At 61.3% G+C, this 21,937-nt stretch carries 23 protein-coding genes and 1 riboswitch; of the genes, 18 read left to right on the top strand and 5 right to left on the bottom strand.

The window, feature by feature from the left end; genetic code table 11:
• Positions 1 to 98: 98 nt before the first annotated feature.
• From AC5SSZ_RS20020 to AC5SSZ_RS20010, 3 genes are all read left to right on the top strand, one after another.
• Positions 99 to 527 carry an FKBP-type peptidyl-prolyl cis-trans isomerase gene (locus AC5SSZ_RS20020; RefSeq protein WP_065272312.1) on the top strand — a complete coding sequence of 143 codons (429 nt, stop codon included), beginning with the start codon at positions 99 to 101 and terminating at the stop codon, positions 525 to 527.
• Between the two features lie 341 nt (positions 528 to 868).
• The gene (locus AC5SSZ_RS20015; RefSeq protein WP_495439687.1) at positions 869 to 1,936 is read left to right on the top strand and encodes an NAD(P)H-dependent flavin oxidoreductase; all 1,068 of its coding nucleotides are present in this window, start codon (positions 869 to 871) and stop codon (positions 1,934 to 1,936) included.
• A gap of 64 nt (positions 1,937 to 2,000) precedes the next feature.
• A complete protein-coding gene (locus AC5SSZ_RS20010) occupies positions 2,001 to 2,612 on the top strand; it encodes a hypothetical protein (protein ID WP_495439685.1) in 612 nt (203 codons plus the stop codon).
• Between the two features lie 92 nt (positions 2,613 to 2,704).
• On the opposite strand, the gene AC5SSZ_RS20005 is transcribed toward AC5SSZ_RS20010, so the two are convergent.
• Positions 2,705 to 3,496, bottom strand: coding sequence for an enoyl-ACP reductase FabI (locus tag AC5SSZ_RS20005; RefSeq protein ID WP_495439684.1), 792 nt, complete (start codon positions 3,494 to 3,496; stop codon positions 2,705 to 2,707).
• 7 nt (positions 3,497 to 3,503) lie between these two features.
• Complete coding sequence (fabB, locus tag AC5SSZ_RS20000) at positions 3,504 to 4,733, bottom strand: beta-ketoacyl-ACP synthase I (protein WP_495439681.1); 1,230 nt, start codon at positions 4,731 to 4,733, stop codon at positions 3,504 to 3,506.
• A 129-nt stretch (positions 4,734 to 4,862) separates the two neighbouring features.
• Here fabB and AC5SSZ_RS19995 point away from each other — a divergent pair, with 129 nt between their 5' ends.
• Both AC5SSZ_RS19995 and AC5SSZ_RS19990 read left to right on the top strand, forming a co-directional pair.
• Complete coding sequence (locus AC5SSZ_RS19995; RefSeq protein WP_274831545.1) at positions 4,863 to 5,720, top strand: hypothetical protein; 858 nt, start codon at positions 4,863 to 4,865, stop codon at positions 5,718 to 5,720.
• A complete protein-coding gene (locus tag AC5SSZ_RS19990; protein WP_274831544.1) occupies positions 5,717 to 6,481 on the top strand; it encodes a hypothetical protein in 765 nt (254 codons plus the stop codon). Before AC5SSZ_RS19995 ends, AC5SSZ_RS19990 begins: the two co-directional genes overlap by 4 nt.
• A gap of 239 nt (positions 6,482 to 6,720) precedes the next feature.
• Here AC5SSZ_RS19990 and fabA read toward each other — a convergent pair whose 3' ends face one another.
• Positions 6,721 to 7,230, bottom strand: coding sequence for a bifunctional 3-hydroxydecanoyl-ACP dehydratase/trans-2-decenoyl-ACP isomerase (gene fabA / locus AC5SSZ_RS19985; protein WP_065272318.1), 510 nt, complete (start codon positions 7,228 to 7,230; stop codon positions 6,721 to 6,723).
• A 224-nt stretch (positions 7,231 to 7,454) separates the two neighbouring features.
• On the opposite strand from fabA, the gene irrA reads away from it, so the two are divergent.
• Positions 7,455 to 7,883 (top strand): iron response transcriptional regulator IrrA, encoded by a 429-nt coding sequence (gene irrA, locus AC5SSZ_RS19980; RefSeq protein WP_274830553.1) that lies wholly within the window; start codon positions 7,455 to 7,457, stop codon positions 7,881 to 7,883.
• Here irrA and AC5SSZ_RS19975 read toward each other — a convergent pair.
• Entirely contained in the window at positions 7,874 to 8,800 is a 927-nt protein-coding gene (locus AC5SSZ_RS19975; RefSeq protein WP_495439677.1) for a LysR family transcriptional regulator, read from the bottom strand. The genes irrA and AC5SSZ_RS19975 overlap by 10 nt on opposite strands.
• Before the next feature lie 95 nt (positions 8,801 to 8,895).
• Between AC5SSZ_RS19975 and AC5SSZ_RS19970 the strand changes: the two genes are divergently transcribed.
• Entirely contained in the window at positions 8,896 to 9,693 is a 798-nt protein-coding gene (locus AC5SSZ_RS19970) for a phytanoyl-CoA dioxygenase family protein (protein WP_495439676.1), read from the top strand.
• A 45-nt stretch (positions 9,694 to 9,738) separates the two neighbouring features.
• Here the strand turns inward: AC5SSZ_RS19970 and AC5SSZ_RS19965 are convergent, their stop codons facing one another.
• On the bottom strand, positions 9,739 to 10,608 hold the full coding sequence (locus tag AC5SSZ_RS19965; RefSeq protein WP_495439674.1) for a glycosyltransferase family protein: 870 nt from the start codon (positions 10,606 to 10,608) through the stop codon (positions 9,739 to 9,741).
• Between the two features lie 128 nt (positions 10,609 to 10,736).
• Between AC5SSZ_RS19965 and miaB the strand changes: the two genes are divergently transcribed.
• The 11 genes from miaB (at position 10,737) to aroA (ending at position 21,933) form a co-directional block, all read left to right on the top strand.
• Complete coding sequence (gene miaB, locus AC5SSZ_RS19960; RefSeq protein WP_065273685.1) at positions 10,737 to 12,062, top strand: tRNA (N6-isopentenyl adenosine(37)-C2)-methylthiotransferase MiaB; 1,326 nt, start codon at positions 10,737 to 10,739, stop codon at positions 12,060 to 12,062.
• A gap of 265 nt (positions 12,063 to 12,327) precedes the next feature.
• Positions 12,328 to 12,912, top strand: a complete 585-nt coding sequence (locus tag AC5SSZ_RS19955) for an OmpA family protein (protein ID WP_370571264.1) — start codon at positions 12,328 to 12,330, stop codon at positions 12,910 to 12,912.
• A gap of 13 nt (positions 12,913 to 12,925) precedes the next feature.
• Positions 12,926 to 13,231, top strand: a complete 306-nt coding sequence (locus AC5SSZ_RS19950) for a hypothetical protein (RefSeq protein WP_065272323.1) — start codon at positions 12,926 to 12,928, stop codon at positions 13,229 to 13,231.
• 190 nt (positions 13,232 to 13,421) lie between these two features.
• A complete protein-coding gene (locus tag AC5SSZ_RS19945) occupies positions 13,422 to 14,435 on the top strand; it encodes a PhoH family protein (RefSeq protein WP_065272324.1) in 1,014 nt (337 codons plus the stop codon).
• Between the two features lie 60 nt (positions 14,436 to 14,495).
• On the top strand, positions 14,496 to 15,008 hold the full coding sequence (gene ybeY / locus AC5SSZ_RS19940) for an rRNA maturation RNase YbeY (RefSeq protein WP_274830556.1): 513 nt from the start codon (positions 14,496 to 14,498) through the stop codon (positions 15,006 to 15,008).
• Positions 15,009 to 15,031: 23 nt separating this feature from the next.
• Entirely contained in the window at positions 15,032 to 15,931 is a 900-nt protein-coding gene (locus AC5SSZ_RS19935; protein WP_274830557.1) for a hemolysin family protein, read from the top strand.
• Positions 15,928 to 17,436 carry an apolipoprotein N-acyltransferase gene (gene lnt, locus AC5SSZ_RS19930; RefSeq protein ID WP_495439670.1) on the top strand — a complete coding sequence of 503 codons (1,509 nt, stop codon included), beginning with the start codon at positions 15,928 to 15,930 and terminating at the stop codon, positions 17,434 to 17,436. Before AC5SSZ_RS19935 ends, lnt begins: the two co-directional genes overlap by 4 nt.
• Positions 17,437 to 17,499: 63 nt before the next feature.
• A riboswitch (SAM-SAH riboswitch) is annotated at positions 17,500 to 17,549 on the top strand.
• A 6-nt stretch (positions 17,550 to 17,555) separates the two neighbouring features.
• Entirely contained in the window at positions 17,556 to 18,737 is a 1,182-nt protein-coding gene (gene metK, locus AC5SSZ_RS19925) for a methionine adenosyltransferase (RefSeq protein ID WP_065272328.1), read from the top strand.
• Positions 18,738 to 18,897: 160 nt separating this feature from the next.
• The gene (locus AC5SSZ_RS19920; protein WP_495439667.1) at positions 18,898 to 19,569 is read left to right on the top strand and encodes a COG3904 family protein; all 672 of its coding nucleotides are present in this window, start codon (positions 18,898 to 18,900) and stop codon (positions 19,567 to 19,569) included.
• 131 nt (positions 19,570 to 19,700) lie between these two features.
• Entirely contained in the window at positions 19,701 to 20,465 is a 765-nt protein-coding gene (trmB, locus tag AC5SSZ_RS19915) for a tRNA (guanine(46)-N(7))-methyltransferase TrmB (protein ID WP_495440335.1), read from the top strand.
• Between the two features lie 115 nt (positions 20,466 to 20,580).
• Complete coding sequence (aroA, locus tag AC5SSZ_RS19910) at positions 20,581 to 21,933, top strand: 3-phosphoshikimate 1-carboxyvinyltransferase (protein ID WP_495439665.1); 1,353 nt, start codon at positions 20,581 to 20,583, stop codon at positions 21,931 to 21,933.
• The last annotated feature ends 4 nt before the right edge of the window (positions 21,934 to 21,937 follow it).

The raw sequence follows: 21,937 nt of genomic DNA, 5'->3' as shown, positions 1-21,937 counted from the left end.
AAATATTGTCTTTGCTGCGGTCCGGGCCGTGGGTTTACATCACAAACAGGTCCTGTAGGGTCCGGCCCTTTAGATTCTGAACACGAACTGGAGGTCACATGACCGAGGTAAAGAATGGCGACACCGTGCGCATCCACTACACGGGCCGACTGACGGATGGAACCGTCTTTGACAGCTCCGAAGGGCGTGATCCGCTGGAGTTCACCGTTGGCGCCGGTCACGTGATCGGCGGCATGGATGCCGGTCTGCCGGGCATGGTCGCGGGCGACAAGAAAACGCTCGAGATCGCCTGTGATGACGCATACGGTCCGTCCAACCCTGACGCACGTCAGGCGATCCCGCGCGAAGGTATTCCGGATGACATTCCGCTGGAGCCGGGCACGCAGCTGCAGATGCAGACCCCGGAAGGCCAGGTCCTGCCGGTAACCGTGGTCGAAGCGGACGAAGCGACGGTTACGCTTGATGCCAACCATCCGCTGGCGGGCAAGGATCTGATTTTCGATATCGAGCTGGTGTCGATCAACTGATCTGCGAATTATTCTGCAAGGCGGGGTTCTCCCGCCCGAAAAGGCCGGATCCCAGATCCGGCCTTTTCCGTTGGGCCCGTTCCGTCGGAGTGGCGCCGCTGCGCGGCGCGAAGGACGGCTGAGAGGCGCCAAAGGGAGGGCTTTGCCCCTCCTTTGGGCGCCAGAGCCAGTTTGTGTGCGGCCAGAGCCGCCTCAAGAGCAAGCCGCACCTAGGGTGCGGCGGCTGCGCCGCCCTTGACCCGGCTCCGGCCAAAGAGGGATGGGCGTTTCGCTTTCTCTACTTGCATGGGCATGAAACTGCGGCTTTGCTGGCCGAGGGGCAAAACAGGGAGACATATGGCATGGCTGCAACGGAGCTTATCCGGGCACTGGACCTTGAGGTGCCGATCTTTCAGGCACCGATGGCGGGGGTCAGTTCTCCTGCCATGGCGGCGGCGGTCAGCAATGCAGGCGGGCTTGGCGCGCTGGGCATCGGCGCCTCTGGAGTGGCGCAAGCGCGGGAGATGATCCGCCAGACGCGGGCGCTGACTGCGCGGCCATTCAACGTCAATGTTTTCTGCCACCAGCCCGCTGTGCCGGATCCGGCGCGGGAGGCGGCCTGGCTGGATCTGCTCGCCCCGGTCTTTGCCCGGTTCGATGCGGAGGCGCCCGCGGCCTTGAGCGAAATATATACCAGCTTTGTGGTGGACCGGGACATGCAGGAGATGCTGCTGGCAGAGCGCCCGGCAGTGGTCAGCTTTCATTTCGGCCTGCCTGCGCCGGATTTGATGCTGGCACTGAAAGAGGCGGGAATCTTTCTGATGGCGAGTGCCACATCGTTGGCGGAAGCGCGTGCGATCCGCGACGCCGGGGTGCAGGCGGTGGTGGCCCAGGGCTGGGAGGCGGGCGGTCATCGCGGCATCTTCGACCCCGCGGCCCCGGATGAAAGGTTGAGTGCCCTTGATCTGACGCGGCTGCTGGTGGCGGAGGTTGACCTGCCGGTGGTGACAGCAGGCGGGCTGATGACGGGGGGCGATATCGCAGCGGCGCTGCGTTTGGGAGCCTCGGCGGCGCAGCTGGGCACCGCCTTCATCGATTGTAGCGAAAGCCTGGCAGATGGTGCGTACCGCGCCCGGCTGCATTCGAAAGCGGCAGAGGCCACCCAGATGACAGCGGCGATTTCAGGGCGCCCGGCCCGTTGCCTCGTCAACGATTTCACCGCATGGGCGGCAGAGCACGCAGGCACGGCTGTTCCGGACTATCCGATCGCCTATGATGCGGGAAAGGCGCTGAATGCGGCGGCTAAATCGGCCGGGGCCTCCGGGTTTGGCGCGCAATGGGCAGGCCAAGGCGCGCCGCGCGTCCGTAGCGGTTCGGCGTCGGATATCATGGCAGCGCTGATTGCCGAATGGCGAGTGGCCACGGCGTAGTTCAGTGAGGGCGAAACAGAGCGCGGTCCGCGCGCCGGTGTAACGAGCAGATGGAGGGTATGAGATGAGCACGCGAATGGAGGATCTGCTGGCCCGGATGCGGGAGCTGCAGGACGAGCTGGAGGATGAAATTGCCGACAAGCGCGCCGCGTTTCAGTACAAGCTGGAGAACGGCCGCATCGTCTGGGAGGAAGAGGCCCGCCGTCGTCACCGGGCGTTGCGGGTGCGCTGGCTACGCTTTCTTGCCTACACACGGCCGATGGTGCTGATCACCGCGCCTTTCATCTATGTGCTGATCGTGCCCTTCGTGCTGCTGGACCTCTTCGTGCTTGTCTATCAGGCCGCCTGTTTCCCGGTTTACGGTATCCCCAAGGTGCCCCGGCGCGATTTTATCCGGATGGACCGGCACCATCTGGCCTATCTCAACGGGGTGCAGAAACTGAATTGCATCTACTGCGGGTATTGCAACGGGGTGATCGCCTGGGTGCGTGAAGTTGCCAGCCGCACTGAAGCCTATTGGTGCCCGATCAAGCATGCCGCGCGGGTTGCAGGGGCCCACGCGCGCTATGCCGAGTTTTCCGAATTCGGAGATGGCGAGGGGTTCGAGGCAGGATTGGCGCGCTCCCGTCGCAAAGTGCAGGAGAAGGATGGCCCGGACGAGGCTGACGGAGGGTGAACCGTTTGGGATCGCGCCTGCCATAAAAGAAAAACGGGCGTCCGGTGAGGGCGCCCGTTTTTCCATTTTGAAGGATGCAGCTTGTGGGAAACTTAGAGGTTTTCCTGCTGCGGCATACCAAGGATATGAAAGCCACCATCGACACGGATGACCTCACCCGTTGTATAGGCGCCCGCATCCGAGGCCAGATAGACGGCGGTGCCGCCCACAGCTTCAAGCGTTGCGTTTGACCGCAAGGGCGCGTTCTGTTCGGTGTGCTTGTAGGTCTTGCGCGCCCCGCCAATAGCGGCGCCGGCGAGGGTCTTCATCGGGCCAGGCGAGATCGCGTTGACGCGGATGCCATCGGGGCCAAGGTCATTGGCCAGATAGCGGGTGGCGCTTTCCAATGCGGCCTTGGCAACGCCCATCACGTTGTAGTTCGGGGTCACCCGGTTGGAGCCGCCATAGGTCAGCGTCAGCAAGGTGCCACCGCTCTCCTCCATCATCGGATAGGCGCGGCGCGCCACCTCGATGAAGGAATAGGCAGAGATATCCATGGAGTTCTTGAAGTTCGCGCGGCTGGTGTTGATGAACCGGCCGGTCAGCTCTGTCTTGTCCGAATAGGCAATCGCGTGCACCACAAAATCGATCGTCGGCCAGCGCGCTGCGAGCTGTTCGAATGCGGTGTCGAGCGAGGCATCGTCGGTCACATCCACATCAACCATGAAATCGCTGCCGACAGAGGCCGCGAGCGGTTCCAGCCGCTTGCCAAAGGCTTCACCCTGATAGGTGAAGGCCAGCTCGGCTCCGGCCTCGTGCATCGCCTTGGCGATGCCCCAGGCGATGGAACGTTCGTTGGCCACGCCCATGATCAGGCCCCGTTTGCCGGTCAAAACTCCAGACATGACGTGCTTATCCCTTGTACTTGCTCAGAACCATGGAGCCGTTAGTGCCCCCAAACCCAAAACTGTTGGTCATCACGCTGTCCAGACCGGCGTTCTCCACATAGGAGGTGGCGATTTCGCCCTCTTCGATGCCTTCGGACAGGGTTTCGACGTTGATCGACGGGGTGATGAAATCATTGTCCAGCATCAGAAGGCAGAAGATCGCCTCCATCGCTCCGGCAGCACCCTGGGCGTGGCCGGTCATCGACTTGGTCGAGGAAATCGGCGGCACCTGGCCTGCGCCAAAGACGCGGCGGGCAGCTTCGACTTCGCCGAGGTCGCCGACCGGGGTCGAGGTGCCATGGGCGTTGATATAGGAGACCTTGCGACCCTCGGGCAGGGTGGACAGGGCCAGACGCATGGCGCGCTCGCCGCCTTCACCGCTGGGGGCAACCATGTCGTGCCCGTCCGAGGTTGCGGCAAAACCGGTGACCTCGGCATAGATCTTGGCGCCGCGGGCCAGCGCGTGATCGAGATCTTCCAGCACGACGATGCCGCCGCCGCCGGTGATCACGAAACCATCGCGGTTCTGGTCAAAGGCGCGCGAGGCCTTTTCGGGCGTGTCGTTGTATTTCGAAGACATCGCGCCCATCGCGTCGAACAGGCAGGACAGGGTCCAGTCCAGCTCTTCGGCGCCGCCTGCGAACATCACGTCCTGCTTGCCCATCATGATCTGCTCGGCGGCGCTGCCGATGCAGTGCAGCGAAGTGGAGCAGGCCGAGGTGATGGAATAGTTGATGCCCTTGATCTTGAACGCGGTCGACAGGTTCGCGGAGATCGTGGACGACATGCATTTCGGCACCGCGAACGGCCCGATCCGCTTGGTCGCGCCGGTTTTCAGAACGGTCTGATGCGCGGCCAGCAGGGACGAGGTCGACGGTCCGCCGGACCCTGCAATGAGACCGGTGCGGTCGTTGACGATCTGATCTTCGGAAAGGCCGGAATCGGCAATCGCCTGGCTCATGGCGATATGGGCATATGCGGCTCCCGGCCCCATGAAGCGCAGGGTGCGCTTGTCCACATGTTCGGCAGGATCGATTTTCAGCGTGCCGGCCACCTGGCTGCGAAAGCCGTGTTCGGCCATTTCGGGGCTGGCTACGATACCGGATTTCCCGGCCTTGAGCGATGCAAGAACCTCTTCGGCTGTGTTGCCGATCGAGGAGACGATGCCAAGACCGGTGACGACGACGCGACGCATAGGTGCACTCCCTTAATAGCTTTTGTCTTACTAGGCCGTGCAGGGCGTGGGTGCAAGATGGGTTGGGGGGGAGCTAAGTGCTGATGGCAGTCTTTGTAAACTTAGGTCAACTTAGCTCTTAGGATTATATTGAGCGGCTCGTTGCCAACGCTTTGCCATTATGTCTTTTTGTCGCTTAGGTTGAAAGAGATCCCTCATCCACATTATGATGAGGGAGAAGATATAGTGGAGGCGACGGTGACGGCAGCCAGTTTTAAGGAAAACTACCAGAACCCGTTCAACGAACTGTCTGAGTTGCGCTTACAGCTCAACGCCTCGGAGAATGATCAATTCGAAATTAAGTGTAGGATGCGCTTCAGTGTTATGCGTCAAGAGTACAATGGGCGCGAGTATAAGGTTGGGTTGAAACGAGCATCGCTGCGCTTGAATCTTGAAGGTTGTGAGACCACACTTGATCCAGTTTTTGGTGAAAATGCACTTGCCGCCGTTACTGAGGAAGAAACACTCGAAATTGCTTCCCACGCAAAAGCTAGCATCAACGTGAATGCTGGAACTGTGTGCGCGCCGAGCGCAGGCGCTGGGCTGGGAGCTGGTGCGGAGGCGAAAAAAGCTCGCAGAAGCAGTCATAGTAACACACGCTTGCCGATGACCGCCAAACCAAACGACACGTGGGAGATTGTGGGGCAGTCTGTCGGCGGCACATCTCAGGCAAATTTGGACGGAACTGCGTTGGCAGGGCAGCGGCTCTGCACCGTACAACGAAGAGAAGGTGGCAACCGTTTGGCGGTGACAGGGGAAGTACACGCGTCGAAAGGGGCAATAAACGTTTCAGCAGAAGGTGGAAATAGGTGGGGCAAGGACTTCGCAGTGTGGGGGAATAAAGACGCTGTAATTGGGCAGGTCTTAAAAAAGGCACTTGAACGTGAGACAATTCGCGCCTCGTCAAGCGTTTTTGTTGTTTCGCGCTGTGAAGTTGCTGAACAATGAACAAGCTGTTTGATGATATTCTAACATTGGAGGAACTGGCGGCGATCGACGCGGTTCACAGCAGCAATTCTACCCGGTTTGATGTACTGGTGCGCCTTGCGGGCCTGGACCCAAGCAAAGACTTTCGGTTTTCTCAACTTCTCCGTCTTGACTTGCGCAGTGCAGATTTACGCGACTTTGACTTTACAGGCTCGGACCTGCGTCAAAGTGTAGTTGATGCGCAGACCATCATTGATAAATCGACAATTCTGGATGGCGCGCAGATTGACTGGATCTCGGCGGAGACGCTGCCGATCGTACAGCAAATGCAAGAAATCGAAGCAGCGCTTTCATCAGATAAACGGCTCGCACTAATCCAAGAGATGATAAAAAAGCATGGCCGCACGAACCATGTGGTCACTTACTTGGTCCGAGCCGCTATCGCTGCCAAGGAGATTGAAACATTTTTGGATTTCGTGACAAATCTTCCTGCTGAACTCGATCCTGAACAGGTCAGGCAACTCAGCGCGCATGGTACGAATCTGCTAGAAAAGAAATTCAAGAAAAATCAAAGCAGGACACGACGTAGTGCGACTGCAAAATTCGCTATTGAACCTATTGTCAAGCGGTTGCAGGAGAGTCCTGGTGGGTTCGGGGCCCAACTTTTCGGCAAGCTCGCAGAAGTAATGAATGATAAGGCTGAGACTATTCAGCTGAAAGGGGTCGCGACGACTGAGCCACAGGATTTGCGAAAAGCCTTTGCATTGTTGCGACGCAACTAGCCTCTCTCACTGGCATCTGGCCGTAAGTGTCGGCTTATAGGGGGGCATTGGCAATAGCTGTGCCATCGTGGACAAGTTCCACAATCCATCCGGTTGGTCTGAACGTCCGTGTCGCTTTGAGAACAGGCCGGAGATCCTCTTTGCGCTGATACCCGAAATCTCTCTCCAACAAAAAAGAGGCCCCGCGGGGCCTCCTGATCTTCTCACCTGGTTGTGACTGGCTCCAGCCGCGGCGGGCCTCAGCCCTCGCTCAGAACTACCCGCATGTCCTTGACCTGATAGATCTCTTCGCCATCGGCCTCGACCGTGCCGTCGGCAACGCCCATGGTCAGGCGGCGGGTCTGCATCGCCTTTTTGAAATCTACCTTGTAGGTCAGCATCTTGCGGTCCGGGCGGACCATGCCGGTCAGCTTCACTTCGCCAACGCCCACGGCCATGCCGCGGCCCTTCCAGCCGCGCCAGCCGAGGTTAAAGCCGGTGAGCTGCCACAGCCCGTCCAGACCCAGGCAGCCGGGCATGATCGGGTTGCCGGGGAAGTGGCATTCGAAGAACCACAGGTCCGGGGTGATGTCGAACTCGGCCAGGATGTGGCCCTTGCCGTGGCTGCCGCCGTCGGCGCTCACTTCGGTGATGCGGTCCATCATCAGCATCGGCGGCGCGGGCAGCTGGGCATTGCCCGGGCCGAACAGCTCGCCTCGGGCGCATTTCAGCAAATCTTCTTTGTCAAAGCTGCTCGGGTAGTCGGCCATGCTGGCGGTGCTCCTGCTGAGGTGTCTGTTTTCAATCTGGCCTCCTGTAGCATCGGCCCTGCGGGTCCTGCAAGGGTTCTGCATCTGTCCCGTCCATGTGCTGCCCATGTGCTGCGGGGGCTTTGCGCGGGGCGCGGTGCAAGACGCCGCAGGGGAATCCATTTGAAAATCCCCCCCCCGTTGCCCCTATATATACGGTCAGCAACGCGAGGCAGGATCTGCACATGACGCCAAACAGCGAAGATCTGGCAACCAACTGGCTGGGACAGGCCGGTCTGCGCCCGACCCGGCAACGGGTGGCGCTGGCTGAACTGCTGGTCGGGGATGGCAAGCATCGCCATGTCACCGCCGAAAGCCTGTTCGAAGCCGCCAAGGACAAGGGTGCGGCCGTGTCGCTGGCCACCGTCTACAACACGCTGCGCGCTTTTTGCGAGGCGGGCGTGCTGCAGGAGATCACGGTGGACGGGTCGAAAAGCTATTTCGACACCAACACCCATGACCACCCGCATTACTACTGGGAGCAGGAAGGCCGCGTCAGCGATGCGCCCTCGGATCAGCTGGTGATCCAGCGCCTGCCCGAGGCGCCCGAAGGCATGGAGATCGCATCGGTCGATGTAGTGGTCCGCCTGCGCAAGAAGGCCGATCACGGCTGAACGTCTGATTCTCTTTCCGTAGCGTCCTTTTTGAAAGCCTGCGTCAGCGCAGCCATTGCCCGCGCGGTGAACGACCCAGGGCTGGGGTCTGCGTGGCAGGTCAGCACGACCGGCTCCACCGCCTGCGGCGCGGCCAGCGGGCGGGCGATCAGCGGCAGTCCTTCATAGCTGTGATCCGATTGCGGCAGGCTGTAGGCCAGCCCGATGCCTTCGCCGCTGGCGGCTAGGCTGCGCAAAAGTTCCAGAGAGGCGGCGCGATGGGCGATGGCGGGCACCAGCCCGGCGCCGCGAAACAGCCGCATCATATGAGCAATCGACAAGCCCTCGCGCGACAGGATCAGCGGCTGGCTCGCGAGGTCGTCCAGGCTGACCTCGGCCCGGGCGGCCAGCGCATGATCCGGCGGCATCAGCGCCTGTGGCGTGACGCGATAAAGCTCCTGCCGGGTAAAGCTGGAATCAAGCCCCAGATCCCAGGTCAGCGCCAGATCACAGGCGCCGGACAGTTGCGCTGCGATCAGATCCTCGAAATCGCTCTCCAACAAGTCCAACTCCACCCCCGGCAGGGTCTGGCGCAGCACCCGCAGGGCACGTGGCAGCAGAAAGGGCGCAAGATCGCGGAAACATCCCAGTACCAGCCGCCCCTGTGGCGCGGCGCCCGTGCCCGCGTGTTCCAGCCGCGCGGCCTCGGACAACAGCGCCTCGGCTGCGGTGACAAACTCGCGCCCTTGCGGCGTCAGGGCCAGCGCCGCGCCTTTTCTGCGCAGGAACAATACCCGGCCCAGATGTGCCTCGATCCGGGCCAGCGCGGCGGACAGGGCGGGCTGGCTGACATGCAGCGCCGACGCCGCGCCAGACAGGCTGCCATGGCGGGCGATGGCGGTGACATATTCATAGTGGCGCAGGGTGAGGTATAACATGAGGCAAAGGGTATATTAAAAAGATATGATTTGAAATTATGTTCTAGCCAGATCAACTTTGCCAGCAGCAAGACGTCCAATAAGGGAGACGAAAGATGGTGCATCCGCTGATCACCGAAGAGCAGGTCGAAACCTACCAGCGCGACGGGGTGGTGATGATCAAGGGCCTGTTCAAGGATCAGGTCGATCTGCTGCGAAAGGGGGTAGAGGCCAATATGGCAGAGCCGGGCCCTTATGCGTCCAACAACGAAAAGAAGGGCCAGACCGGGCGTTTCTTTGACGACTACTGCAACTGGACGCGGATTTCCGAGTTTGACGAAGCGATCAAGGCCTCGCCAGTGGCCGAGGTTGCCGCCGATCTGATGCGCTCTGACCGGGTGCAGATGTTCCACGATCACGTGCTGGTCAAGGAGCCGGGCACCTCGATGGCGACGCCCTGGCACCAGGATGGTCCCTATTACTTTGTCGAGGGCCAGCAGACGATCAGCTTCTGGTCGCCGCTGGATCCCGTGCGGGAGGCGTCGCTGCGCTGCGTCGCCGGATCGCATGCCTGGGAAAAGGAAGTGCTGCCCACCCGCTGGGTCTCGGAAGAGGGGTTCTTTGCCGACGAAGGCCAGTACATGGCTGTGCCCGATCCTGATGCCGAAGGCATGCGGGTCATGGAGTGGGAGATGGAGCCGGGCGACGCCGTGGCTTTCAACTATCGCACCCTGCATGGCGCCCGCGGCAATACCGCAGATCAGCGCCGCCGTGCCTTTTCCCTGCGGCTGGTGGGCGACGATGCACGTTATGTTGAACGCCCCGGCCCGACCTCACCGCCGTTTCCGGGCCATGACATGCAGCAGGGCCAGCGCCTGCGCGAGGATTGGTTCCCGGTGCTGTTGCAGCGGTAAGCGGCTGCTATGAAGGCGGGGCAGGGGGTGCCGGGGAAACCGGCCTCAGAACCACTGCCCCGGCTCCATCAACCCCAGATCCAGCAACTGGCGCGAATGCCATTCGAACGGGGTGGAGTTGTGCCAGCGGAAGCTGTGGATATCGAACGAAGAGCCGGGATTGCGTTTCAGCGCCTTGGCGGTGCGGAAGGAACAGATGGCTGCCGTCAGGTTGTGATGCCAGGGGCAGGAGTAGGTGTTGTATTCGTCGATATTGAAAGTGTGGTTCGGCTGTAGCTCCAGGTCGGGTCTGGCCCGGAACAAAGAGATCCGGTCGATCTTGCGGCTGGCCTGCGGGATGTGTTCCTCGTGGCGCCAGCGCACACCGCCGAAAAAGTCGAGCTGTCGCTCCTCGGGGCTGCTTTTGGCGCCGATATAGCGGGACTGAGCGTAGTATCCCGATTTATCCAGATAGGCATTGGCCAGCGACACGGCGTTGGGGTGAGCCTGAAGATCGCCTGCGTAAAGGTCGATCACATAGGTCAGCATCGCGGCGCGCTTTTCCTCTGTGTGAAAGGTCAGCATTTCCGCGACAGTCCGCGTTTCGCAAAACGGGAAGAACAGGTATTCCGCGTTATAGCAGTAGTAGAGCCAGCATCCGGGGCTTGCGGTGCGGATCACCTTGTTGATTGCGGCAAAGACGGTTTCGGGCACGCTGCAGTCAAACGGCACCCGGTGCACCCGGTTTTTCACATCCCCCGGCAGGTCAAAGGCATCGGGGATCAGGGCGATCACCTCGGCAAAGCCGCTTTGCAGGTGGTGGCGCAGGGTGGTGCCGATTTCCACGTCATCTTCGAAAAAGATCAGCGCGACGGGCCCCTTGACCAGCAGCGCCGACTGCTGCTCAAGAAAATCGTCGAGGGAAGAATACATCACGGCGGTCTGCTCCTGCCTTTCTGGCATTTGCTCCCAAAATCGGGTAAGTGCGCCTGCATTGCAAGCGGCGTCATTTCCCAGTATGGCAGGCCGCTGATCCCTATGTCCGGCTGGAAGGCAACGAACCCATGAGCGCCCCCAAGAAGCTGTTTATCAAGACCTATGGCTGTCAGATGAATGTCTATGACAGCGAACGCATGGCCGAGGCGCTGGGCGGGCAGGGCTATGTCGAGACGAAATCGGCGGATGATGCCGACATGATCCTGCTGAACACCTGCCATATCCGGGAAAAGGCCGCCGAAAAGGTCTATTCCGAGCTGGGCCGGTTCAAGGGGCTGAAGGCAGAGAAGCCGGATCTGAAGATCGGCGTTGCGGGCTGCGTTGCGCAGGCCGAGGGCGAAGAGATCATGCGCCGCCAGCCGCTGGTCGATCTGGTGGTCGGACCGCAAAGTTATCACCGCCTGCCAGAGATGGAGAGCAAGGCGCGCGCGGGGGAGAAGGTGCTCGACACCGATTTCCCCGAAGAGGACAAATTCGAAAAGCTCAAGAACCGCCCCAAGGCCAAGCGTGGCCCGACGGCCTTCCTGACGGTGCAGGAAGGCTGCGACAAGTTCTGTGCCTTCTGTGTAGTACCCTATACCCGTGGTGCCGAAGTGTCCCGCCCCGTGTCCCGCATCATCGGTGAGGCGCAGGAACTGGTGGAGCGCGGCGTGCGCGAGATCACGCTGCTGGGTCAGAACGTCAACGCCTACCACGGCGAGGGGCCGAATGGCGCGGACTGGACCCTGGCGCAGCTGATCTGGGAGCTGGACAAGATCGACGGGCTGGAGCGGATCCGCTTTACCACCTCGCACCCCAACGACATGATGGACGACCTGATCGAGGCGCATGGCACCTGCAAAAAGCTGATGCCTTATCTGCACTTGCCCGTGCAGGCCGGATCGGACCGGATCCTGAAACGGATGAACCGCAGCCATACCGCCGAAAGCTATATCCGCCTGATCGAACGCATTCGCGCCGCGCGGCCGGATATCCTGATCTCGGGCGATTTCATCGTCGGCTTCCCGGAAGAGACCGAAGAGGACTTCCAGGCCACGCTCGACCTGATCGAGGAAGTGAAATACGGCACTGCCTATTCCTTCAAATACTCGACCCGTCCGGGCACCCCGGCGGCCGAGCGCGCGCAGGTAGAGGCCGCAGTGGCGGATGAACGCCTGCAGCGGCTGCAGGCCCTGCTGACCCGCCAGCAGCGCGAGGTGCAGGACAGCATGGTCGGGCGCGAAGTTGGCGTGTTGTTCGAAAAGGCGGGCCGTCTGCCCGGGCAGATGGTGGGCAAATCCGACTATCTGCACGCGGTGCATGTGGCCGATTGCGACCGCGCCATCGGCGATCTGGCGCGGGTGCGCATCGTGTCCTCGGGCGCCAATTCGCTGGCCGGTGAGCTGATCGGCTGACCATTTCCTCGGGCCTCTGCAGCCTTTGATCACCTCGCTCCTTTGGCGCGGGGTGAGTCTTTATTGCATCCATTTTGTAGACAGTTTTAAGAAATTTGTTTGAGTGTTGGGGAAATCCGCATAGTTTTGGGAAAAAATAGGCTCCGCCAAGGGGCAATAGGCTGAAAAGTTGTGTAGTTTATTGTTTATACATGGATTGATGCTGTTACCGTGAGGCTTAACGCTCGTGGTGGCATGCTCCCGGGGGGACTTAGGTGAAGGATATCTGGTTGTGCTGAATTTCAAGTTGAGAAAAGCAGGCGCTTTGCTGGCCGCTGCCACGGTCGCATTCAGTCTGGCGGGGGCGTCTGTTCAGGCGCAGGATACGCAGACACGTACTGTTGTCGGGGAACGCTATGTGCCGACCATCTGGGTTGATCCGGATGGCTGCGAACATTGGGTAATGGACGATGGCGCCGAAGGTTACATGACACCGCATGTCACACCGGACGGCAAACCTGTGTGTCGTCCCGGTCTGCTGTGCGGTATGATGCCGACGGATCAGTTCTTTGCCACAGACAAGCATTTCATCAACGCGGCAGGCCGCAAGCGCCTGACGGAATTCTTTCAGAAGACAAAACCGAGCACACGGTATTTCGTGATTGCCGGTCACACCGACAGCCGCGCCTCGGATGAATACAATATCGGCCTGTCGCAACGCCGGGCCAATGCGGTGGCTCAGGTCGCGCGATCTGCCGGTGCGCGGGTTGGTGATATCCGCGCCTACGGCGAACGTGATCCGCGCGTTCCCAATACCAGCGCGGCCAATATGGCGCAGAACCGTCGCGTCGAAATCTATTGTGTGCGCTAAGGGGGATTACAGCATGACCATTCTCAAAGGGGCCGCTGCTCTGTGCCTTGCGCTTTCGGTTGCTGCGTGTACCGATGTCACCGACAAAACCCGCGACCAGAACATTTTTGACGGCAAAAGTGGCGATCTTTCGCAGCTGACTGCCGGTATCTGGGTCGATCCGCAGGGCTGTGAACACTGGATCATCGACGACGGTGTCGAAGGCTATGCCGACCTGCGCCGTACGCCGGATGGCAAACCCGTCTGCAACAGCGAATTGCCGCGCAATGTCGCAACCGGCCCGTTCAAGTCCGGTTCCACCTATGGCGACCCGCTGTAAGCGCATCAAACGATTTTAAGAACAACGCAGCCGCCCGTCTCTGGGCGGCTGTTTTCTTTTGCCGTTCTGACCCCGTCCGTATTGTGTCAGCCCATTTTTGTTTCAACCGTGTGAATTTTGCCGGGCTGCGCTTGCACCGGGCGCGCGGCAGAGGCACATTGAAGGAAACCGCAAGCCAGAGGAATAGAGATTGGTCACCAGCGCCCCGCCGTCGTCGTCCCACCCCCATCCCGACACCGCACATGAAGTGCTGCTGGAATTTCCTGACAATCGCCTGCTGATCGACCTCTGTGGGGAATACGACCGCAATATCGCCGATATCGAACAGAAGCTGGGCGTGCAGATCTTGCGCCGCGGCAATCTTCTGTCGGTGATGGGCGAGGAAGCCAGCCGCGAACAGGCCGCAGCGGTTCTGACTGCGCTCTATGATCGGCTGGAAACAGGCCGCAGCGTCGAAAGCGCCGATGTGGACCGCGAACTGCGCATGGGGCCGTCGGATCAGACCGATCCGGGCGGCCAGTTGGAAATGTTCAGTGGCGGCAAGGTCGAAATCAAGACCCGCAAGAAGCTGGTGGAGCCGCGCACCGACGCGCAGAAGGCCTATGTGCAGGCCTTATATGAACACGAGCTGGCATTCGGCATCGGCCCGGCCGGCACCGGCAAGACCTATCTGGCTGTCGCGGTCGGGGTCAGCATGTTCATCACTGGACAGGTGGACAAGATCATCCTCTGCCGTCCTGCTGTTGAGGCGGGCGAACGGCTCGGCTTCTTGCCTGGCACCCAGGAGGAAAAGGTCGATCCCTATATGCAGCCGCTTTATGACGCGCTGAATGACTTCCTGCCCGGCAAGCAACTGGCCAAGCTGAAGGAAGAGAAGACGATCGAGATCGCGCCGCTGGCCTTTATGCGGGGGCGCACGCTTTCGAATGCCTTTGTGGTGCTGGACGAGGCGCAGAACGCCACCACCATGCAGATGAAGATGTTCCTGACCCGCCTTGGCGAAGGTTCGCGCATGGTGATCACCGGCGACCGCAGCCAGGTGGACCTGCCGCGCGGCGTGCCGTCTGGCTTGGCGGATGCGGAGCGGTTGCTGAGCAGCATTCCCAAGATCAGCTTCAACTATTTCACCGCCCGCGATGTGGTGCGTCACCCACTGGTGGCGGCGATCATCGAAGCCTATGACGCGGATGTTCCGGCAATCTGATCCCGGCGCCCTGCGCCGGGTCCGTGATGTCGGACCCCAGCGGATATGTGAAAGCGACAGATGACATTAGAGATTTCCACCGAAGACAGCCGCTGGGATGCGGTTGCGCTTGAGGCGCTGGCGGAGCGGTCCATCGGCGCTGCGCTTGCGCATTTTGATCTGGAGGCCGAGGAATGCGAGATTTCCCTGCTGGCCTGCGACGATGCGCGCATCGCGGATCTGAACGCAGAATTCCGTGAAAAGCCGACCCCGACCAATGTGCTCAGCTGGCCAGCCGAGGAACTCTCTGCCGAGGAGCCGGGCGGGGATCCTCTGCCGCCAGAGGCTGATTTTACGGGCGAAATCCCGCTGGGTGACATTGCCATTGCCTATGAAACCTGCGCCCGTGAGGCAGAGGAAGCGGGCAAACCGCTGGCCGATCATCTCTGTCATCTGCTTGTTCACGGAGTGTTGCATCTTTTGGGTTACGATCACATTCGCGACCCCGACGCCACACTAATGGAGGGGCTGGAGGTCGAGATACTTGGCAAACTGGGTATCGATAACCCATATACGGTAAATGGAAGCCCCTGAACGGGGCATATTGGATAGGATAAATGGGCGACATAGAAGGCAGTTCTAACGCAGCGCATGGCGCGCTGCATATGAAGAGTGAGGCCATCGAGGCCACGGAACACGCGGAAAAGACCGGACTGTTGGGGCGTATTTTCGGCTCCTTGTCGGCGTCTGCCGCGACGGAGGAACAGGAAGAGCAGCAGGACGCTGTCTCCGAGGTTCAGCCACATGGCATGATCAATCTGCGCCGGATGCGGGTTGAAGATGTTGCTATCCCCTCGGCCGAGATCGTGGCCGTCCCCGTGACAATCGAAAGCGACGATCTGGTGCAGGTCTTCCGCGACAGCGGCTTTACCCGTGTCCCGGTTTACGAGGGCACGCTGGACACGCCGCTTGGCTTTGCTCACCTCAAGGATTTTGCCCTGACCCACGGGTTCAACTGCGGGGCGGAGCCGTTCAATCTGCGCGAGATGCTGCGCCCGCTGCTGTTTGTGCCACCGTCGATGCCCATCGGGGTGCTTCTGGCCAAGATGCAGGCCGAACGTCGGCATATGGCGCTGGTGATCGACGAATATGGCGGTGTTGACGGTCTGGTGACCATCGAAGACCTCATTGAGCAGGTCATCGGTGAGATCGAGGACGAACACGACACCGGCGAGGATCAGACCTGGTTTCGGGAAAAATCGGGCTGCTATATCGCCCAGGCCCGCACGCCACTGGATGAATTTGAGGCCGAGATCGGCCAGTCGCTGACCAATCACGACGATGTCGACGAAGAAGAGATCGACACGCTGGGTGGACTGGTCTTCATGCTGTCGGGCCGGGTGCCCGCGCGCGGAGAGGTGATCGTGCACCCGGATGGGCCTGAGTTCGAGATCATGGATGCCGATCCCCGCCGGATCAAACGGCTGCGGGTTCTGGTGCCCCACGCCGCGGAATGACGAAGGTTTCCGGTCTGCGCAGCAGGTTGGGGCGGCTGACGCCCCATTTGCCCGTCCTCGCGCTGGCCTTTGGATTTGGCGCGCTCATGTCGCTGGCGCTGGCGCCCAATCACATGCTCTGGACCGTGCCGACTGCTCTGGCGGTGATTGGCGCTTTTGCCCTGCGGGCGCGGACGTCCTGGGCGGGCGCGCTGCTGGGCTGGGCCTTCGGCCTTGGGTATTTCGCTTTTGGCCTGTCGTGGATCGTTGAACCCTTTCAGGTGGATGCGCAGCGGCACGCCTGGATGGCGCCCTTTGCCCTTATGTTTCTGGCCGGTGGTCTGGCGCTGTTCTGGGGCGCCGCCTTTGCCGGGGCCGTGCGGTGGAGCATGGGGGCGTCGCGCGTCGCCCTTCTGATTGCCTTCTGGAGTCTTGCAGAATTTGCCCGCGCCTATCTTCTGACCGGCTTTCCCTGGGCCGCTTTCGGACAGTTCTGGATTGATACGCCCGCAGCGCAGCTGCTGCCGTGGATTGGTCCGCAGGGGCTGGCGGTTCTGACGCTTGCCGCGTTCCTGCCGCTGGCGTTGCTGCGCCAAAGCCCCGCGCGGGCGGTCCTGCCCGGTGGTGCGCTTGTGGCTCTGGTGGCGCTGCTGCCGTCTCCTCCCGAGGTCGAACTGACCGATCATAAGGTGCGTTTGGTGCAGCCCAATGCGCCGCAGCACCAGAAATGGCACCCGGATCTGCGCTGGGATTTCGTGCGCCGCGCCATGGGCTTTAACGCCCAAGGCCCGCGCCCCGATATGATCATCTGGCCGGAAACCGCGGTGCCGCAGTTGTTGAACTATGCCGGGGATACGCTGGAGGCGATCCTTGAGCAGGCGCCGGGCGTGCCACTCTTGCTGGGGATCCAGCGCGAAGAAGGCGGCGCCTATTTCAATTCGGCTGCTCTGATCAGCGCCGATGGTTCTGCCGGGCAGATCTATGACAAGGCACATCTGGTGCCCTTCGGGGAATACGTGCCTTTTGGCGATCTGATGGCGCGGTTCGGATTCCATGGTTTGGCCTCTCAGGCCGGGGCGGGCTATGCTGCGGGACCCGGCGCGCGGCTAATGGATCTGCCTATCGGCAACGCACTGCCGCTGATCTGCTACGAGGCAGTCTTCCCGCAGGATGTGAACGCCGCACCTGATCGCCCGGACATGCTGGTGCAGATCACCAATGATGCCTGGTTCGGCACTCGTTCGGGGCCCTATCAGCATCTGGTGCAGGCGCGGATGCGGTCCGCAGAGCAGGGGTTGCCGATGCTGCGCGCCGCCAATACCGGTATTTCCGGCGTGATCGACCCCTATGGGCGCCTTGGCCCGTCGCTGCCCCTGGGGGAGGCTGGCTATGTGGATGTGATCCTGCCCGCGGCGCTTCCCGCGACCCCTTACAGCGGCACCGGGGACTGGCCGGTGCTGATCCTGCTGCTGGGGCTGGCAGGTGCGGCGCTGCGCCGCGGCGGAAATATGCAGGCGCGTTCATAGCTGCTCAACCTCTGACCGGTAAAAGCATTGACGACAACCGTCTTCCCACGTAGGTAGTTTCGGTTCCTCCCACAACGGCTTCCTGGCGTGGCGAGGCGAAACCAAATGGAGCACTTTTCATGACCCGCAAGCACTATATTTTCACTTCGGAATCCGTTTCCGAGGGCCACCCGGATAAGGTCTGTGACCGAATTTCCGATGCCGTTCTGGACGCCTTTCTGGCGGAAGAGCCAGAAGCGCGTGTCGCGGCAGAGACCTTTGCCACAACCAATCGCGTTGTGATCGGGGGCGAGGTGGGTCTGTCCGACCAGGACAAACTGCACGATTACATGGGCAAGATCGACGAGATCGCCCGCGCCTGCATCAAGGACATCGGCTACGAGCAGGACAAGTTCCACCACGAGACCGTGGAAATCACCAACCTGCTGCATGAACAGTCCGCTCATATCGCGCAGGGTGTCGATTCGGCCGAGAACAAGGACGAAGGTGCTGGCGACCAAGGCATCATGTTCGGCTTTGCCACCAATGAAACCGACGCGCTGATGCCCGCGCCGATCCAGTTCAGCCACGCGATTCTGCGTCGCCTTGCCGAAGTGCGCAAGAACGGCACCGAACCTGCACTGGGTCCCGATGCCAAATCGCAGCTGTCCATCAATTATGAGAACGGCAAGCCGGTGGGCGTCAACTCGCTGGTGCTGTCGACCCAGCATCTGGACGAGTCGCTGACATCCGACGATATCCGCCAGATCGTGGAACCTTATATCCGCGAGACCCTGCCCGAGGGCTGGCTGACCGCAGAAACCATCTGGCACGTAAACCCGACCGGCAAGTTCGTGATCGGCGGCCCCGATGGCGATGCTGGCCTCACCGGCCGCAAGATCATCGTCGACACCTATGGTGGTGCGGCCCCGCATGGCGGCGGCGCCTTCTCGGGCAAGGATCCGACCAAGGTTGACCGTTCGGCGGCTTATGCCGCGCGCTATCTGGCCAAGAACGTCGTTGCCGCTGGCATGGCCGACAAATGCACCATCCAGCTGTCTTATGCGATTGGCGTGTCCCAGCCGTTGTCGATTTATGCCGACACCCACGGCACCGGCGACGTCGCGCCTGAGGCGATTGAAAAAGCCATTGGTCAGGTGATGGATCTCAGCCCGCGCGGCATCCGCTCGCATCTGGGCCTTAACAAGCCGATCTATCAGCGCACCGCGGCCTATGGTCACTTTGGCCGCGAACCCGATGCCGATGGCGGCTTCAGCTGGGAACGCACTGATCTGGTCGAGGCGCTGAAAAAGGCCGTCTGATCCGGTCAGGCTGTGTATTGCAAAACGGGGGCGGGCCACGGGGCCTGCCCCTTTTTTTGATCCGCGACTGGTGTAGGGCGCAGGGCTTGAGCTACGCGCCGGGGCCGAACTAGTCTTTTCCGGCGGGGAATGCCCTTCGCGCAAAGGAAGCCATGTCCATATGAACCGTTCATCCCTGCCTATATTCTCGCTACTTTGCCTTGTGCTGCTGGCATTGCCGTTACCCCTGCTGGCCAGGGAGCCCCTGCCGCAGAAATTTCGTATCGACGGAGAGGCCTTGGTGTTTGACACCGAAACCGACATCACCGGCGCGGCGTCCGAGATCACCCCCGAGGACATCGACGCCTTTCGCAGCATCCTGGCAGACAACCCGCAGGTCACCGAGATCCGGCTGAACAGTGGTGGCGGCAGTGTCTATGCCGGGGCCGAAATCGCATGGATCGTCATGGACCATGGGCTGAATACTTCGGTCGATGGCGAATGCGTCAGCGCCTGTGTCGATATCTTCCTGGCCGGGCAGCGGCGGCGCATGATGTTGGGGTCCAAGATCGGGTTTCATCAGCGCAGCTGGTCGCCGGAAGCGGTACAAAGCTATTACCGGGAATGGCGCGATGACGAAGACTGGGCCACCCCTTTTGAATTCGGCTCCTGGATCTATCAGGACACTCAGGAGGAAATCTACGAACAGCTGACCTATCTGGTATCGCGCGGGGTCGATCCGGCCTTTGCGATTGAAACCATGCGGGTGCGCCCCAATGCCGAATGGTACCCGTCCCGCTTGCGACTGGTGGCTGCCGGAGTGTTGCGGGAACAGGCGCCGCAGGATCAGTAGCACCGGGACAGCTCTCTTGACCCGCAGGGCGGCTTGCGGCAGATGGACGCCCAGCATTCGCCCGCCTGCGCCTGTTAATGGCGAAACGCAAGATCGGGCGTGGAAACACCGGCAATGAAAAGGCCCGTCCGATGTCTGATGACAAGAAAACCAGCTCTGCCAGCCACCCGGCGCGGACCGATGCGGCCGACAAACACGCTAGCGGCGCGCCCTGGCGCAATTTCTATGGCCGTTTCAGCGGCAAGACCCTGAAGGACAGCCAGCGACGTTATCTGGACGAGGACCTCGGGGCGCTGTCGCCCGGGGCAGTGGGCTGGGATGAAAACCCGGAGCGCAATCCGCTAGATCTGCAGGCGCTGTTTGCCGGTCGCGATATCTGGCTCGAGGTCGGCTTTGGTGGCGGCGAACATCTGGTACATCAGGCCCAGAAAAACCCAGGAGTCGGCATCATCGGCGCCGAACCCTTTATCAACGGGGTGGCCATGCTGCTGGGCAAGATCCGCAAGGCAAATGCGGATAATATCGCAGTGCATCCCGGCGATGCGCGCGATCTGATGGATGTGCTGCCCGAAGCGTCGATTTCGCGCGCCTTCCTGCTCTATCCCGATCCCTGGCCGAAGAAACGCCATCACCGCCGCCGTTTTGTGACCCAGGAGCATCTTGAGCCGCTGGCCCGCTGCCTGAAACCCGGCGCGATTTTCCGGGTGGCGACGGATATTCCTGATTACGTCCGCCAGACCCTGGAAGAAGTGCCAAGAGCGGGCTTTGAATGGCTGGCCGAGCGCCCTGCCGACTGGCGCGAGCCCTGGGACGACTGGATTTCCACCCGTTACGAACAAAAGGCCCTGCGAGAGGGGCGCACGCCGCATTACCTGACCTTCCGCCGCCTTGGCTGATATCGGGGTGATATGGGCGTGATCTTGCGCTGATCGACGCTGGACCGGATCACGGCAATTCGTTACCGATAGCGGAAACAAAAGCATTCGCGACACTCTGACAAAGGAAGCCTTCATGTCCGGACACGGTACGCCTACCCCGATGACCTCTCACCGTGCCGACCCGCTGGCAGGCGTGGCCAAGGTACCGGGCGACAAGTCGATTTCGCACCGGTCCCTGATCCTTGGCGCCATGGCCGTGGGCGAAACCCGGATCTCGGGGCTTTTGGAGGGCGAGGACGTTCTGGACACGGCCAAGGCGATGCAGGCCTTCGGGGCCGAGGTCATCAACCATGGCGGCGGAAAGTGGTCGGTCTTTGGTGTCGGTGTCGGCGGTTTTGCCGAGCCGGACAATGTGATCGACTGTGGCAATTCCGGCACCGGCGTGCGGCTGATCATGGGCACTATGGCGACCTCGCCGATTTCCGTGACCTTCACCGGCGATGCCAGCCTCAACAAACGTCCGATGGCGCGGGTTACCGATCCGCTGGCCCTGTTCGGCGCGCAGGCGGTGGGCCGCTCTGGCGGGCGGCTGCCGATGACCATCGTCGGGGCGGCGGATCCGGTGCCGGTGCGCTATGTGGTGCCGGTGCCCTCGGCGCAGGTGAAGTCGGCTGTTCTGCTGGCAGGCCTCAACGCGCCGGGGCAGACCGTGGTGATCGAGAAGGAAGCCACCCGCGACCATACAGAGCGGATGCTCGAAGGGTTCGGCGCCGAGATTACCACCGAAGAGACGGAAGAAGGTCGCGTCATCACCCTCACTGGTCGGCCCGAGCTGAAACCGCAGGTGATCGCGGTGCCGCGCGATCCATCCTCCGCCGCCTTCCCGGTCTGCGCGGCGCTGATCACGCCCGGATCGGACGTGCTGGTGCCGGGAATTGGCCTCAACCCGACCCGCGCAGGGCTGTTCACTACCCTGCGCGAGATGGGCGCGGACCTCACTTATGAAAACGAGCGGGTCGAGGGCGGTGAGCCGGTTGCCGATCTCCGGGCGCGCTACTCCCCCTCCATGCAGGGGATCGAGGTGCCGCCTGAACGCGCCGCCTCGATGATCGATGAATACCCGGTGCTCTCCGTCGTTGCCTCCTTTGCGCGGGGTGAGACGATGATGGCGGGCGTCAAAGAGCTGCGCGTCAAGGAAAGTGACCGGATCGACGCCATGGCGCGGGGGCTGCGGGCCAATGGCGTTGCCGTCCGTGAAGGCGACGATTGGTGGGCTGTGATGGGCCTTGGCCCCGAAGGTGTGCCCGGAGGCGGCACCTGCGAGAGTTTCCTTGATCACCGGATCGCCATGTCCTTCATGGTGATGGGCATGGCTGCGCAAAACCCGGTCTCCGTTGATGACGGCGGCCCGATTGCGACCTCCTTCCCGATTTTCGAGCCGCTGATGACGGCGCTTGGCGCCAAGTTCACCCACGAACAAGGCTGAGCGA

The sequence above is a fragment of the Phaeobacter sp. CC-HEC084 genome (assembly GCF_059429255.1).
Note: the sequence above shows the minus strand (reverse complement) of the source record. Positions and strands in the feature narration are given on the sequence as shown.